Here is a 13894-nt window from a genome sequence, read left to right as displayed (position 1 = left end):
TAAATGTATTTTCTTCAATTTTACAAATTGTAGAAAAAATTTTGCATTTTTTTAAGTATTTCATAATTTGACAACTGATTTATTAACATACCTCTAATTTAACCTCAAAATAATGGACAAAATTTTAGATATTGACAATGTAGATTTGAAGATCATCTCTCTTTTAAATGATGATGCCAAAACTCCATACACAGAAATAGCCAAAAAAGTATTCGTTTCATCCGGAACTGTGCATGTCAGAATGCGAAAACTGGAAGATATGGGAATAGTTAAAAGTGCTACCTTGAATATTGATTTTTCAAAATTAGGCTATGACATCTCTGCGTTCCTGGGGATTTATTTGGAGAAAAGCTCTCTTTATGATACGGTGATAGAAAACCTGAAACAGATACCGGAAGTAATCAATGCATATTATACTACTGGTAATTATAGCATCTTCGCCAAGATCATCTGTAAAGACACCAATCATCTCAGGACTGTTTTGGACAATATCCAGAAAGTCGAAGGGATAGACAGGACAGAAACCCTCATCGTATTGGAAGAAAGTATCAACAGACCGATTCAGTTCTTCGATAAGACAGGAAAAAGCTGATTTGAATTAAAATAAATTAGATTAAATCTAAATAAATTAAATTTTAAATAATATCAAGATTATTTATCACTATACAACAAAGGCTAGATGATTTACATCTAGCCTTGTTATTTATACAATCTACTACTTTTCAGGTTATTACCATAGCATTTATCTATAGCCCATAGATTATTGGGATCAATTTGAACAATATATTTTAGATAAATGTTGTATCTTCGCATCACAAACTATAATTAGTCTAAATAACTCACACACATGAGCAAAGACAATCAAATTTTAGAAGAGCTTACTTCCAAGGATTACGAACATGGCTGGTCAGTCGACATGGAAGTCGATGAAGCTGCCACAGGACTGGATGAAAACATCATCAGATGGATTTCTGCCAAGAAAGAAGAACCTAAATGGTTACTCGATTGGAGGTTGAAAGCTTTTAAGACTTGGCTTGATATGAAAGAGCCTGAATGGGCGAATGTAACTTATCCTAAAATTGACTTACAAGGATTAAAATATTATTCAGCACCTAAGAAATCAAACAAACCAAAGAGTCTGGATGAAATAGACCCTGAACTTTTGCAGATTTACGAAAGATTGGGCATATCACTCAACGAACAGAAAAAACTTCAGGGAATAGCTGTGGATGCAGTTCTTGATTCAGTTTCTGTTGGTACCACTTTCAAAGAGACTTTATCCAAAAAGGGCATTATCTTCTGTTCATTCAGTGAAGCGGTGAAAGAGCATCCTGATTTGGTCAAAAAATATTTGGGATCTGTAGTCCCCATCACAGACAATTATTATGCAGCATTGAATTCCGCAGTATTCTCTGATGGATCATTCTGCTATATCCCGGCTGGAGTAAGATGTCCAATGGAACTTTCCACCTATTTCAGGATCAATGCCGCAAATACTGGTCAATTCGAAAGAACCTTGATCGTAGCTGAAGAAGGATCTTACGTATCTTATCTGGAAGGCTGTACAGCACCACAAAGAGATGAAAATCAACTTCATGCAGCAGTGGTTGAAATCTATGCAGCCAAAAATGCCGAAGTGAAATATTCTACTGTACAAAACTGGTTCCCTGGAGACAAAAACGGTAAAGGCGGTATATATAACTTTGTGACCAAAAGAGGTATTTGTGCTGGGGATTTTTCAAAAATCTCATGGACCCAAGTAGAAACAGGATCTGCTGTGACTTGGAAATATCCTTCATGCATACTAAAAGGTGATAATTCTATAGGGGAATTCTATTCCGTGGCTGTCACCAACAATTACCAACAGGCGGATACCGGGACCAAAATGATCCATATTGGTAAAAACACCAAGTCTAGGATTGTATCCAAAGGTATCTCTGCAGGCAAATCACAAAACTCCTACAGGGGCCAAGTTCAGGTCATGAAAAGAGCTACCAATGCGAGAAATTTCTCCCAATGTGACTCTTTGTTGATGGGTGATAGATGTGGAGCACACACTTTCCCATACATAGATATCCAAAACCCTTCCGCCAAAGTGGAACACGAAGCTACTACTTCAAAAATCGGTGCAGATCAATTATTCTATTGTAACCAAAGAGGTATTGCCACAGAGGATGCCGTAGCATTGATTGTCAATGGATACGCCAAAGAAGTATTGAACCAACTCCCTATGGAGTTTGCTGTAGAAGCTCAAAAATTGCTTGCGCTCACATTGGAAGGTTCTGTAGGATAAGCTTTAAGATTGATTGAAAGATTTGAATATTAATAATTGAAGATTACAAAATGTTAACGATAAAGAATTTACATGCCTCCATTGAAGGCACACCAATATTGAAAGGAATCAACCTTGAAGTGAAGCCTGGAGAAGTCCATGCGATCATGGGACCCAACGGTTCCGGAAAATCAACCTTGGCATCTGTTTTGGCAGGAAGGGAAGAGTATGAAGTGACGGAAGGCGAAGTTTCTTTCAAAGGAAAAGACTTATTGGACCTTTCACCGGAAGACAGGGCGAGAGAAGGTGTGTTTTTGGCATTCCAGTACCCGGTAGAGATCCCAGGTGTCAGCTCAACCAACTTTTTGAGAACTGCCGTCAACCAAGTAAGGGAATATAGAGGATTGGAAGCACTAGATGCTGTCAAATTCCTTACGATCATGAAGGAAAAAATGAAACTGGTTGAAATCGACCAGAAATTGTTGAGCCGATCTTTGAACGAAGGCTTTTCTGGTGGTGAGAAGAAAAGAAATGAAATTTTCCAAATGGCTATGCTGGAGCCTACCTTATCCATTTTGGATGAGACAGATTCCGGTTTGGACATAGATGCCTTGAGAATCGTATCCAATGGCGTGAATCAATTGAAATCTTCAGAAAATGCCACAATTGTAGTGACCCACTACCAAAGATTGCTGGATTATATCGTGCCGGATTTCGTCCACGTCCTTTACAATGGGAAAATTGTAAAATCAGGCACAAAGGAACTCGCACTGGAATTGGAAGAAAAAGGATACGATTGGATCAAAGAAGAAGCCGACGCAGCTTCTGTTTAATCCCCTTTTATTTCTCAAAGAATACCATACAATGACTACAATTACTAAAAATAAAGCAACAGGGCTATTTCTGGAAAACAAATCCAAGTTCTCCACTTTTCAAGACTTGAGACAAGATGGTTTGGAATATTTGGAAAGCAATGGCTTGCCACACCTGAAAGAGGAAGAGTATAAATTTACCCAGATCAGCAAAAAGATTGAGCAAAATATATCTTCATATCTCAGGGCTAAGAAAACCGAGCTTTCACCAGCTGATATAAAATCAAATCTATTTGAAGGTTTTGAAGGGGATGTACTTGTCTTCAACAATGGTCATTTCACAGCTGAACTTTCCTCCATTTCGAGCCAAAACTATACTTTCTCAAAATTGTCGGAATCCAACCCTGACTTGTTGGGGAAAATTGCAAAGCATGATAAAGACCCTTTCACAGCACTCAACTGCTTGGAATTTGAAGATGGAATCCACATCAGTGTAGAAAAAGGGAAAAAAGTAGAAAACCCCATTCTATTGCTTCATTTCAACCAAGCAAATGAAGGACAGGTGATCCAAGCGAGGGTTTTGATAGAAGTTGCCGAAAATGCCGAAGTCACATTTATAGAAAACACCATTTCCCTGGATGAAGAAGCATATTTCTCCAACACGGTTGTAGAAGTGAAGGTAAGCCAGAATGCACACGGCTTCTACTACAGACTGCAAAACGAAAACAGAAATGCAATTGCAGTCAACAACTTCGCTACTGACATCCACAGAGACGCAACCTTCACTTCGGTAGCTACCCAGCTACAAGGTGGTATGTTGAGGAACAACCTTACACTGAACCTTTTGGACAGTGGCTGTGAAGGCAATATGTATGGACTCTATCTCTTGAATGGAAAAACCCATGTGGACAACCATACCAATGTAGACCATACCAAGCCGCATTGCGAATCCAACGAACTGTATAAAGGAGTCTTGGCAGATGCCTCCAGAGGTGTTTTCAATGGGAAAATATTCGTTCGCCAAGATGCACAAAAAACCAACGCATTCCAGCAAAACAACAATATCCTGTTGTCTGAAGATGCCATCATCAATACCAAGCCACAATTGGAAATCTGGGCTGACGATGTGAAGTGTTCACATGGCTGTACTACAGGACAACTTGACGAAGAGGCACTATTCTATCTTCAAGCAAGAGGTATTGGAAAAGAGAATGCCAGAGGCTTGTTGCTTTACGCATTCGCAGGTGAGGTATTCGAGCACATTGCATATGAACCATTTAGAGAATATTGCATCCAATTAGTACAAGAAAGATTGGGAAGCAATTTTTAGATTTATCCATGCCAATTAATATTGATCACATAAGAGGCCTATTCCCTGTACTTCACCAAGAAGTAAATGGAAGGCCTTTGGTTTATTTTGACAATGCAGCGACTACCCAGAAGCCTTTGGCGGTGATCAATGCATTGTCTGATTATTACAAAAAAGACAATTCCAATATCCATAGAGGAGCGCATACGCTTGCCGACAGGGCGACCAGATATTATGAAGCGACGAGAGGCTTGGTCAAGTCCTTTATCAATGCAAAGGAAGAAGCAGAGATCATTTTCACCAAGGGTACTACAGAAGGCATCAATTTGGTAGCTGCCACATTTGGAAGGAAATTTATCCAAGAAGGGGACGAAATCATCATTTCTACCTTGGAACACCATTCCAATATCGTTCCTTGGCAAATGCTATGTGAAGAAAAAGGTGCTGTCCTAAAAGTCATCCCCATCAATGAAGCTGGGGAGCTGGACATGCAGGCATTTGACGAATTGCTGACCAGCAAAACAAAGCTTGTCAGTGTAGTCCATGTATCCAATGCGCTCGGTACAATCAACCCTGTAGCCGAAATCATCCAAAAATCCCATCAAAAAGGAGCGAAAGTACTATTGGATGGTGCCCAATCCACCAGCCATCTTGAAATTGACGTTCAGGCTTTGGATTGTGACTTTATGGCTTTCTCGGCACACAAACTCTATGGCCCAACAGGCCTTGGGGTACTCTATGGAAAAAGGGAAGTGTTGGATGCCATGCCGCCTTACCAAGGTGGTGGGGAAATGATCAAGGAGGTCACTTTTGCAAAAACCACCTACAATGAAATCCCCTTCAAATTCGAAGCAGGCACTCCAAATATCGGGGATGTGATTGCATTTGGAAAGGCACTGGAATTCATCAATGAAACAGGCAAAAAAGCCATCAAAGCATACGAGGACGAACTCCTCTCCTACGCTACGGAACAATTGGAGCAAATCAAAGGCTTCATTCCGGTAGGTACTGCAAAAAACAAAGTAAGCGTTATCTCATTCAACATCAACGGAATGCACCCATTTGATGTAGGAATGATGCTGGATGCAAATGGCATCGCAGTACGGACAGGGCATCACTGTACACAACCTTTGATGCAAAGGTTTGGAATCGAAGGAACTGTTAGGGCCTCATTCTCTGTTTATAATACCAAATCAGAAATCGATACGCTTGTAGCCTCTGTTTCGAAAATTGCAAAAATAAAGAACAAATGAGTATTCAAGATATCCAAAACGAGATCATCGAAGAATTCAGCATATTGGGAGATGATAGGGAGTCTACCATTTTCTATATCATGGAATTGGGTAACAAACTGCCGGAAATGCCGGAAACAGACAAAATAGATGAAAATATCATCAAGGGATGTCAATCAAAGGTATGGCTTACGGCATCTGAAAAAGACAATAAGGTTCATTATTTAGCTGATTCCAATACCGATATCACCAAGGGATTGATCAGCCTTTTGATCCGGGTATTGTCAGGAAAGACACCCCAGGAAATCATCAGTGCAGAGTTGGATTTCATCGATAAAATCGGAATGGGAAATATCATTGGTTCGCAGAGATCAAACGGTCTTGTGGCGATGATCAAGCAAATGAAACTATACGCTATAGCTTACCAAGCTAAAATCAACGCATAAAAGATATGTCCGAGACTAACAACAACATGGTGGAAATCCCTTCCCAGGAATTGAAGGAAAAGGTAATCACTGCCATCAAGCAAGTGTACGATCCCGAAATACCTGTGGATGTGTACGAACTGGGATTGATCTATGAGATCAGCATCTATCCTGTCAACAACGTATTTGTACTCATGACACTTACTTCCCCAAACTGTCCATCGGCTGAATTCATCCCAAGTGAAATCAAAGATAAAATACAGCAGATCCAGGGAATCAATCATGTGGAATTGGAGTTGACATTTGACCCACCCTATTCCCAGGACATGATGTCGGATGCGGCAAAATTGGAATTGGGTTTTCTTTAAAAATTAAATAAAAAACATATGTATCCAGAGGATTTGATTGCACCAATGCGTGCAGAATTAACTGACGTTGGCTTTCAGGAATTCAGAACAGACGAAGATGTGGCAAACCATCTAAAAGACCACAAAGGAACTACTTTTGTGGTAGTGAACTCAGTTTGCGGCTGTGCAGCAGGTGCTGCAAGGCCAGGAGTAAAATATGCTTTGGACAAAAGCACTGCCAAACCTACTGCATTGGCAACCGTTTTTGCAGGAAATGACGTTGCTGCGGTTACAAAATTCAGGGAGTTGGTATTGCCTTATCCCCCATCTTCTCCAGCCATGGCGCTTTTCAAAGATGGTGAATTGGTTCATTTTATCGAAAGACATCACATTGAAGGTCGCAATGCCCAAATGATCGGAGAACATCTAGTTGAGGTTTTTGAGCATTTCTGTGTATAATATTTGCCCTGCGGGGCATTTTTTTTTGCTAAAAAAATATAGCAAATTTACCGACTGCAAACAGTATATTATTTCGAAACCCATAGCTAATGTTTTTATCTTGAGTTTCAAAACTGTGAATTTGCAGAAAATAATAAAAAAATGATGCAATAAACAGTATTTACCCAATATCAAAGCTATTTCTAATAGCTAACCGCTGATCCGATTAATCATGTAAATAACACTCGTTTTTACTAACTTAACCCACTGAAATCAGTTTGTATCAAATAGAGAATTCAATAAACTAATAAATAATAATCAACCTATGTCCGAAACAGCTAAGTTATCATATGGAGGAAAAGAATACGAACTCCCAGTAATTGAAGGTACAGAAAACGAAAAGGCTATTGATATTGCGAAGTTGAGAGCCCAAACAGGCTTGATCACAATAGACCCAGGTTTTAAAAATACCGGATCCACTTCAAGTGCAATCACTTATTTGGATGGGGAAAATGGTATTCTTAAATATAGAGGATATGGAATAGAAGAACTTGCAGAAAAATCATCGTTTTTGGAAGTTTCTTATTTACTGATATACGGAGAACTTCCAAGTCAAAAAGAATACGAAAAATTTACGAGAGAAATCACTACCCATACTTTGGTACACGAGGATATCAAGAAGATTCTTGATGGTTTTCCTTCTCGTTCGCATCCTATGGGTGTTCTTTCATCGTTGATTTGCTCTTTGACCGCTTTCTATCCAGAATCTTTGGATCCTACCAGAAACGAAGAGGCAGTCAACCTAAGCATCATCCGTCTCTTGGCAAAAATCCCAACATTCGCTGCTTGGGCGTTCAAAAACAAGGTTGGACATCCTGTTAATTATCCTGACAATAGCCTGGATTATTGTTCCAATTTCTTGAAAATGATGTTTGCACTTCCTGCTGAAGGATATGATGCAGATCCGGTAGTGGCAAAGGCTTTGGATCAATTGCTAATCCTTCATGCGGATCACGAGCAGAATTGTTCTACATCGACTGTAAGAATGGTAGGCTCGTCCCAAGCAAGCATCTACGCTTCAATCTCAGCAGGTATCAACGCCCTATGGGGACCACTCCATGGAGGAGCCAACCAGGCGGTTATCGAGATGTTGGAAGAGATCAAAGCCGATGGTGGTGATACCAAGAAATTCATCGACAAAGCAAAAGACAAAAACGATCCTTTCAGATTGATGGGCTTTGGACACAGGGTGTACAAAAACTTCGATCCCCGTGCAAAGATCATCAAAAAAGCAGCAGATGATGTATTGGCAAAACTAGGTGTAGATGATCCTATTTTGGAAATAGCCAAGGAATTGGAAGCAGCAGCTTTGAGCGATCAATATTTCATCGACAGAAACCTGTATCCAAATGTGGATTTCTATTCAGGCATCATTTACAGGGCATTGGGAATACCAACTGATATGTTTACAGTGATGTTTGCAATCGGAAGACTTCCGGGATGGATCGCCCAGTGGAAAGAAATGAGGGAAAACAACGAACCTATCGGAAGACCGCGCCAAGTATACACTGGAGCTACCGAAAGGGATTATGTATCCATGAACAAAAGAGGTTAATTTCCTTTCATTATTATAATGCAAAGCCCAAGGCAAAGATGTCTTGGGCTTTTTTTGCGCTGTTGTTTTATCATAGCAATAACTTCTCTATATTTGGAAACCCAAACACACATTTTGAGTTTACACATGAGCGCAACAACCATAGAAGAAGCTGTAGCATTGACCAAAAAATTCACCAGCAAACCAAGCAACGAAGAGTTGTTGAAAATCTACGCTTTGTACAAGCAAGCTACCATAGGTGACAACCAAGAAGAGAGACCTGGAGGCTTTGACTTTGTCGCAGCAGCAAAATACAATGCTTGGCTGAAGGAATCCGGAAAAGAAAAAGCAAAAGCATCGGAAGAGTATATTTCTTTAGTAAATAGCCTTTCTTCAAAATATATGTAAGATAAAAGCTTGGTTTTTCGATAGAGATATTGGGTTTCAAATATTTTACACAAAATATTTTTTCAGCATATCCAGAATATCTTAAAGAATATTCTAAAATCTTTAACCTACATATTGCAATTCCAAATATTTACCATTACCTTTGCAACCGAATTAAAATTATAACATTTTTCTAACCGTGGGTTTCCTTACTGTCGCTTACTTTGGGATGCTTCTAGGAAATCATGGTTCAGAAGAGTAAGGAAACATTTCATGGAACAAGAATTAACATTCTCAGACCTTGGGATTTCAGCAGAAATCCTAAAGGCAGTAGAGGATATGGGTTACACCCAACCGTCTACTATTCAATCACAATCTATACCTCTTTTGCTTGAAGGCAGAGATGTCATTGGACAAGCTCAAACCGGAACTGGTAAGACTGCCTCTTTTGGTATTCCTATCATCGATCAGGTAGATCCTGCGATCAACAAGCCACAGGCTTTGATCCTATGCCCTACCCGTGAGCTTGCAGTACAGGTAGAAGGCGAAATCGTCAAACTATCCAAGTACAAAAGAGGAATCAGCAGCACATGTATCTATGGTGGTGAGTCTATTGATAGACAAATCAAAAGCCTAAAGAGGGGTGTTCAGATTGTAGTAGGAACACCTGGTCGTATCATGGACCACATGCAAAGAAGAACCCTTAACCTTAGCCAAGTGAGCATCATCGTATTGGATGAAGCTGATGAGATGTTGGATATGGGTTTCAGAGATGATATCGAGACTATATTGAGCTCCATGCCGGAAGAAAGACAAACTGTATTCTTCTCAGCAACGATGCCTAAGCCAATCCTTGACTTGACAAGAAAATACCAAACCAATCCTGAGATTGTAAAGGTATTGAGAAAAGAATTGACTGTAGAGAATATTTCTCAAGCATATTATGAAGTTAGGCCTAGCTTAAGGATTGAATTGATGGCCAGATTGATGGACATTAACCAGTTCAAACTAAGTGTGGTATTCTGTAATACAAAAAGAGCTACAGATGAAGTAACAGAAGCGTTGATTTCTAAAGGGATCATGGCAGAGGCACTTCATGGAGACCTTTCTCAGGCACAAAGAACCAAGGTAATGAATAAGTTCAGAAAAGGGACTTGCTCAGTATTGGTGGCTACAGATGTGGCAGCTAGAGGTATCGATGTAGATGATGTGGAAGCGGTATTCAATTATGATTTGCCACTAGACGAAGAAAATTATGTCCACAGAATCGGTAGAACAGGTAGGGCTGGTAAGTCAGGTATGGCTTTGAGTTTTGTAACAGGAAGAAAAGATACATACAGATTGAGAGACCTTGAGAAATTCATCAAGACCTCAATCAATAAAATGGATCCACCTTCAGTAACCGACTTGGTAGAGTTGAAGAAAGCCTCTTTGGTAAAAGATGTGAATGCATCTATCAGCAAAGAGGAAGACAACCAACTTTTCGAAGAAACTATCGGAATGATGTTGGCAGAAGGTTTGACCATAGAGCAAGTTGCCTTGGGACTGATCAAAATGCAGATGGGTGAAACTGTCAAGGAAATGGAAGACCAAAACTTCGGTTTGGATTTCGGTGGAGGAAGAGATAGAGATCGTGGAGACAGAGGTTCCAGAAGAGGTGAAAGAGACTTTGGAGGAAGAGGTAGAAGCGAAAGAGGTGACAGATTCTCTGGAAGAGACCGTTCTGAAGGCCGTGGTGAAAGATCCGACCGTGGAGAAAGAGGTACTAGAAGGGAAAGAACTTCTTCAAGGGAAAAAGGTGTAAGGGAGCCAGGAATGGCCCGTCTATTCATCAACGTAGGTGCAAAAGACAGAATCCGTCCAAATGATATCGTTGGGGCCATTGCAGGCGAAACCGGTGTACCGGGAAGAAGCATTGGCGGTATCGACATCTTCGACAACTTCTCATTTGTAGACGTACCTCAGAAGGATGCAGAACACGTAATCAGTGTTATGAGAGACAATACCATCAAAGGTAAAATTGTCAATATAGAGATTTCAAAAGGTTAATTGTTGACCTTAGGTTTATAAAAGCGCACCCTTCTTGGAGGGTGCGCTTTTTTCGTTTTATAAGGCAATTTTTTTAAGCAAGATTTCCACATACAAATTCCATCTTGTCAAAAGCATTACTTAATTTAGCTTTTGGAATAATATGATTATCCCCAATGACGCCATTAGGTAGATAGAACACTTGCAATTATGCAGATAGCAACCAACAGCAGCTGCAAACAAAGTGGGTACATTATTTTGATTGGTACTGGCAAGAAAGCGTATATCCATAAGATTATAAAACATAACCGATGCAACTATTTTTCCATGAACATACCAGTGAAGATCAATTCTCACTGGAAGCCGACGAATCAAAACACCTTATAAAGGTACTGAGAAAATCACAGGGAGACCGCGTTCATTTCACCAACGGAAAAGGGAGCTTGTTTCACTGTGTGATCACCGATGCCAATCCCAAACAAGCCAAACTTAGAATAGAAGAAAGGGAATTTATTCCAGAAGATGATTTTTATATCCACTTGGCCATCTCCCCTACCAAAAATTCTGACCGTATGGAATGGATGGTTGAAAAATTGACTGAAATAGGCGTTCACGAAATCACATTTATGGAATCTGAATTTTCCGAAAGAAGCCATTTGAAACTGGACAGGCTGGAAAAGAAAATCATAGCTGCCTGCAAACAAAGCCTCAAGACAAGAATCCCTAAACTTAATCCTGTGAGGCCTATGAATGAATTGGTACAGGACAAAAACTTTGATACTTACCAGCGGTTTATCGCATACGTAGACAAGGAAAACAACAGGCATCTATTTGACAAAACCAAAGTAGATAATGCCTACCTGATATTGATCGGTCCGGAAGGTGATTTTTCCAAACAGGAATTACAGCTCGCTTTCGATAACCACTTCTTGCCATGTTCACTTGGCAAAAGCCGATTACGCTCAGAAACAGCCGCAGTTGCAGCCGTCCATACTTTACAATTAAAAAACAACTTGAAAGAATTATGAAAAAAACAATCCTAAACTTATTCGCCCTAGCTATACTTGTGTCATGCCAATCAGTTGTAACCGAAGACGAGCGTACAGCTGTAGGCTCCGAAGGATGGCTGGAGGGCACTTCCGAAGAGAAATTCGAAGAAGTAGCGCATCATTTGGGTGGATTCAGCAGGACAATGATCGAAGTATCATATAGATATTCTGAGTTATATTGGGCAGGAATGGATGAAAACTGGGGCTATGCTGAACATCAAGTAGAGCACATGATAGAAGCCATCGAAGATGGCATAAAAAGAAGACCCACCAGAGCAGCATCTGCAGAAAGTTTCCTGAAGGAATCACTTCCGGCAATGGAAGAATTGATCAAAAAAGAAAACAAAGAAGAGTTCATCAAGGGATTCAGGGCATTGACATCAGGATGTAATGCCTGTCATGCCAAAGAAGGGGAATCTTTTATCAAGATCGCAGAACCTGAAATAAGAACTTCCCCTGTGAGGTTTTGATAGTGCAGCAGGTCAAATACCCCAAATTCCAAGATAAATATAAGACAACAACAATTCAGCTTTCCGTGCTGGAAGCTGAAATTCCAAAAAGTAGGGATTCCTTTCAGAATATTCAATCAAATCCAGATTGAAAAGCATATAATATTCGAAAAACAGGCACTCCCCACTTTGATTTCCGCAGTGATAGCAAAGACTGTTTTATTTATTTCTAACTTTATGAAATATTGTGACGATCTACTGACTCAAAATTAAAATGATACAGAATAAAAAAATTGCCATCATCGGTTGTGGAAACCTGGGGACGTCGATCGCCAACGGACTTTTGGAACAAGCGGATTTTTTGGCACAAAACCTTCATATCACAAAGCGAAACCCTTCCAACCTACTCTATCTTCAAGACAAGGGAGTTCGTGTACACAGTGACAACTTGATTGCCACCAAAGAATCTGATATCATTATCTTGGGTGTCAAACCTTACAATGTAGCTACAATCCTGAAAGAGATCAAACCGGCTCTTGACAAAGATCACCACACCATAATTTCCTTGGCTACCGGCATTACTTTGGATGAAATGTATGCCGTGGTGGATCCTGAAATGGTCGTATATCGAGCGATGCCAAATATAGCCGCAGACATCAATGAATCCATCACATGTATCTGTGGCAGAAACAATGACATAATAAAAGATGAGGTGGTGAAAAACCTATTCAACAGCATAGGCTTCTCCATTACCATAGATGAGTCACTCATGGAAGCAGCTACAGTTCTTGGGGCGTGCGGGATTGCCTATGTATTGAGATTCATGCGTGCGATGATCCAGGGAGGCATTCAGATTGGCTTCGATGCGAAGACAGCTTCGCAGATTGTAAACCAAACCGTCAAGGGAGCAGCCGAGCTGATGATCCAAAAAAACATGCATCCAGAGGAAGCCATTGACAAAGTCACCACACCAAAAGGCTGCACCATCGTCGGCCTCAATGAAATGGAACACCAGGGGTTCTCATCTGCAATGGTAAGGGGTGTCTTGGCGTCCTATCAGAAAATCGCAAAGGATTGATGACGATATCTATTCAATAAATGCTTTGATAGCCTCAAAGGCTTGGTCAATACGTTCAGGGGGAATCCCATGGCCTCCTGAATAGTATACCGTCTCTACTTCAACATTCTTGCCCAGCAACGCTAATTGGAATTTTTCTGCTTGGGAGATAGGAACCAACATATCTTCCCTGCCATGAAGCAATAAAAATTTTGGGGAATTTGTACTGATAAAGTTGATTGGGGAAGCGTCATGGTAAGCATCGGGCTTTTCTTGTGGGCTTCCTCCTAAAAATGCGTTTAGGACTTGTCTAGACTCATCATCGCCAACTGGATACAATATAGGTTCTTCTTTTTCACTACATGATAAAAGAGATGCAAAACCTAACACAAATGCCAAACAATATAAATTAACCTTTTTCATAAAAAACGGTATTAAGTTGATCATATAGTAGAACAATTATAATGTCCTATATGAAAATGACCCTAAAAACCA

The 13894-nt window shown here is 40.1% G+C and carries 15 protein-coding genes; 14 read left to right on the top strand and 1 reads right to left on the bottom strand.

Translation table 11 applies throughout. The annotated features are described in order from the left end of the window. The first annotated feature begins 112 nt into the window (after positions 1–112). The 14 genes from ACFSKL_RS08585 to proC all read left to right on the top strand — a co-directional run bounded on the left by ACFSKL_RS08585 (position 113) and on the right by proC (position 13420). Entirely contained in the window at positions 113–592 is a 480-nt protein-coding gene (locus ACFSKL_RS08585; protein WP_376885358.1) for an Lrp/AsnC ligand binding domain-containing protein, read from the top strand. Between the two features lie 255 nt (positions 593–847). Then, on the top strand, positions 848–2293 hold the full coding sequence (gene sufB, locus ACFSKL_RS08580; RefSeq protein ID WP_376885357.1) for a Fe-S cluster assembly protein SufB: 1446 nt from the start codon (positions 848–850) through the stop codon (positions 2291–2293). Positions 2294–2343: 50 nt separating this feature from the next. Beyond that, positions 2344–3105 carry a Fe-S cluster assembly ATPase SufC gene (sufC, locus tag ACFSKL_RS08575; RefSeq protein WP_376885355.1) on the top strand — a complete coding sequence of 254 codons (762 nt, stop codon included), beginning with the start codon at positions 2344–2346 and terminating at the stop codon, positions 3103–3105. Between the two features lie 31 nt (positions 3106–3136). Beyond that, on the top strand, positions 3137–4414 hold the full coding sequence (gene sufD, locus ACFSKL_RS08570; RefSeq protein WP_376885353.1) for a Fe-S cluster assembly protein SufD: 1278 nt from the start codon (positions 3137–3139) through the stop codon (positions 4412–4414). Between the two features lie 8 nt (positions 4415–4422). Then, complete coding sequence (locus tag ACFSKL_RS08565) at positions 4423–5646, top strand: SufS family cysteine desulfurase (protein ID WP_376885351.1); 1224 nt, start codon at positions 4423–4425, stop codon at positions 5644–5646. Continuing rightward, entirely contained in the window at positions 5643–6071 is a 429-nt protein-coding gene (locus tag ACFSKL_RS08560; protein ID WP_376885349.1) for a SufE family protein, read from the top strand. The genes ACFSKL_RS08565 and ACFSKL_RS08560 overlap by 4 nt, the downstream gene beginning before the upstream one ends. Before the next feature lie 5 nt (positions 6072–6076). Beyond that, on the top strand, positions 6077–6418 hold the full coding sequence (locus ACFSKL_RS08555) for a DUF59 domain-containing protein (protein ID WP_376885348.1): 342 nt from the start codon (positions 6077–6079) through the stop codon (positions 6416–6418). Positions 6419–6436: 18 nt separating this feature from the next. Then, complete coding sequence (locus tag ACFSKL_RS08550; RefSeq protein ID WP_376885346.1) at positions 6437–6856, top strand: BrxA/BrxB family bacilliredoxin; 420 nt, start codon at positions 6437–6439, stop codon at positions 6854–6856. Positions 6857–7160: 304 nt separating this feature from the next. Further along, positions 7161–8450 (top strand): citrate synthase, encoded by a 1290-nt coding sequence (locus ACFSKL_RS08545; RefSeq protein ID WP_376885344.1) that lies wholly within the window; start codon positions 7161–7163, stop codon positions 8448–8450. Positions 8451–8576: 126 nt separating this feature from the next. Next, the gene (locus ACFSKL_RS08540; protein WP_376885342.1) at positions 8577–8837 is read left to right on the top strand and encodes an acyl-CoA-binding protein; all 261 of its coding nucleotides are present in this window, start codon (positions 8577–8579) and stop codon (positions 8835–8837) included. A 252-nt stretch (positions 8838–9089) separates the two neighbouring features. After that, positions 9090–10865: a DEAD/DEAH box helicase gene (locus ACFSKL_RS08535; RefSeq protein ID WP_376885340.1), complete on the top strand. Its 1776-nt coding sequence runs from the start codon at positions 9090–9092 to the stop codon at positions 10863–10865. Between the two features lie 290 nt (positions 10866–11155). Continuing rightward, on the top strand, positions 11156–11872 hold the full coding sequence (locus ACFSKL_RS08530; RefSeq protein ID WP_376885337.1) for a 16S rRNA (uracil(1498)-N(3))-methyltransferase: 717 nt from the start codon (positions 11156–11158) through the stop codon (positions 11870–11872). Further along, complete coding sequence (locus tag ACFSKL_RS08525; RefSeq protein ID WP_376885335.1) at positions 11869–12363, top strand: hypothetical protein; 495 nt, start codon at positions 11869–11871, stop codon at positions 12361–12363. The genes ACFSKL_RS08530 and ACFSKL_RS08525 overlap by 4 nt, the downstream gene beginning before the upstream one ends. A gap of 253 nt (positions 12364–12616) precedes the next feature. After that, on the top strand, positions 12617–13420 hold the full coding sequence (gene proC, locus ACFSKL_RS08520; protein ID WP_376885334.1) for a pyrroline-5-carboxylate reductase: 804 nt from the start codon (positions 12617–12619) through the stop codon (positions 13418–13420). Positions 13421–13429: 9 nt separating this feature from the next. Here proC and ACFSKL_RS08515 read toward each other — a convergent pair whose 3' ends face one another. Beyond that, positions 13430–13822, bottom strand: a complete 393-nt coding sequence (locus ACFSKL_RS08515) for an alpha/beta hydrolase family protein (RefSeq protein ID WP_376885332.1) — start codon at positions 13820–13822, stop codon at positions 13430–13432. Between the last annotated feature and the right edge of the window lie 72 nt (positions 13823–13894).

The sequence above is a fragment of the Belliella marina genome, assembly GCF_042682445.1.
Lineage (GTDB): Bacteria > Bacteroidota > Bacteroidia > Cytophagales > Cyclobacteriaceae > Belliella > Belliella marina.
The sequence above is the reverse complement of the archived record's forward strand: the minus strand, read 5'-3'. Positions and strand labels throughout refer to the sequence as shown.

Coding starts and splice junctions, on each gene's coding strand:
- proC (WP_376885334.1), top strand. CDS start 12,617: ATGATACAGAATAAAAAAATTGCCATCATCGGTTGTGGAAACCTGGGG.
- ACFSKL_RS08515 (WP_376885332.1), bottom strand. CDS start 13,822: ATGAAAAAGGTTAATTTATATTGTTTGGCATTTGTGTTAGGTTTTGCA.
- sufC (WP_376885355.1), top strand. CDS start 2,344: ATGTTAACGATAAAGAATTTACATGCCTCCATTGAAGGCACACCAATA.
- ACFSKL_RS08565 (WP_376885351.1), top strand. CDS start 4,423: ATGCCAATTAATATTGATCACATAAGAGGCCTATTCCCTGTACTTCAC.
- ACFSKL_RS08550 (WP_376885346.1), top strand. CDS start 6,437: ATGTATCCAGAGGATTTGATTGCACCAATGCGTGCAGAATTAACTGAC.
- ACFSKL_RS08555 (WP_376885348.1), top strand. CDS start 6,077: ATGTCCGAGACTAACAACAACATGGTGGAAATCCCTTCCCAGGAATTG.
- ACFSKL_RS08535 (WP_376885340.1), top strand. CDS start 9,090: ATGGAACAAGAATTAACATTCTCAGACCTTGGGATTTCAGCAGAAATC.
- ACFSKL_RS08545 (WP_376885344.1), top strand. CDS start 7,161: ATGTCCGAAACAGCTAAGTTATCATATGGAGGAAAAGAATACGAACTC.
- ACFSKL_RS08530 (WP_376885337.1), top strand. CDS start 11,156: ATGCAACTATTTTTCCATGAACATACCAGTGAAGATCAATTCTCACTG.
- sufD (WP_376885353.1), top strand. CDS start 3,137: ATGACTACAATTACTAAAAATAAAGCAACAGGGCTATTTCTGGAAAAC.
- ACFSKL_RS08585 (WP_376885358.1), top strand. CDS start 113: ATGGACAAAATTTTAGATATTGACAATGTAGATTTGAAGATCATCTCT.
- sufB (WP_376885357.1), top strand. CDS start 848: ATGAGCAAAGACAATCAAATTTTAGAAGAGCTTACTTCCAAGGATTAC.
- ACFSKL_RS08560 (WP_376885349.1), top strand. CDS start 5,643: ATGAGTATTCAAGATATCCAAAACGAGATCATCGAAGAATTCAGCATA.
- ACFSKL_RS08525 (WP_376885335.1), top strand. CDS start 11,869: ATGAAAAAAACAATCCTAAACTTATTCGCCCTAGCTATACTTGTGTCA.
- ACFSKL_RS08540 (WP_376885342.1), top strand. CDS start 8,577: ATGAGCGCAACAACCATAGAAGAAGCTGTAGCATTGACCAAAAAATTC.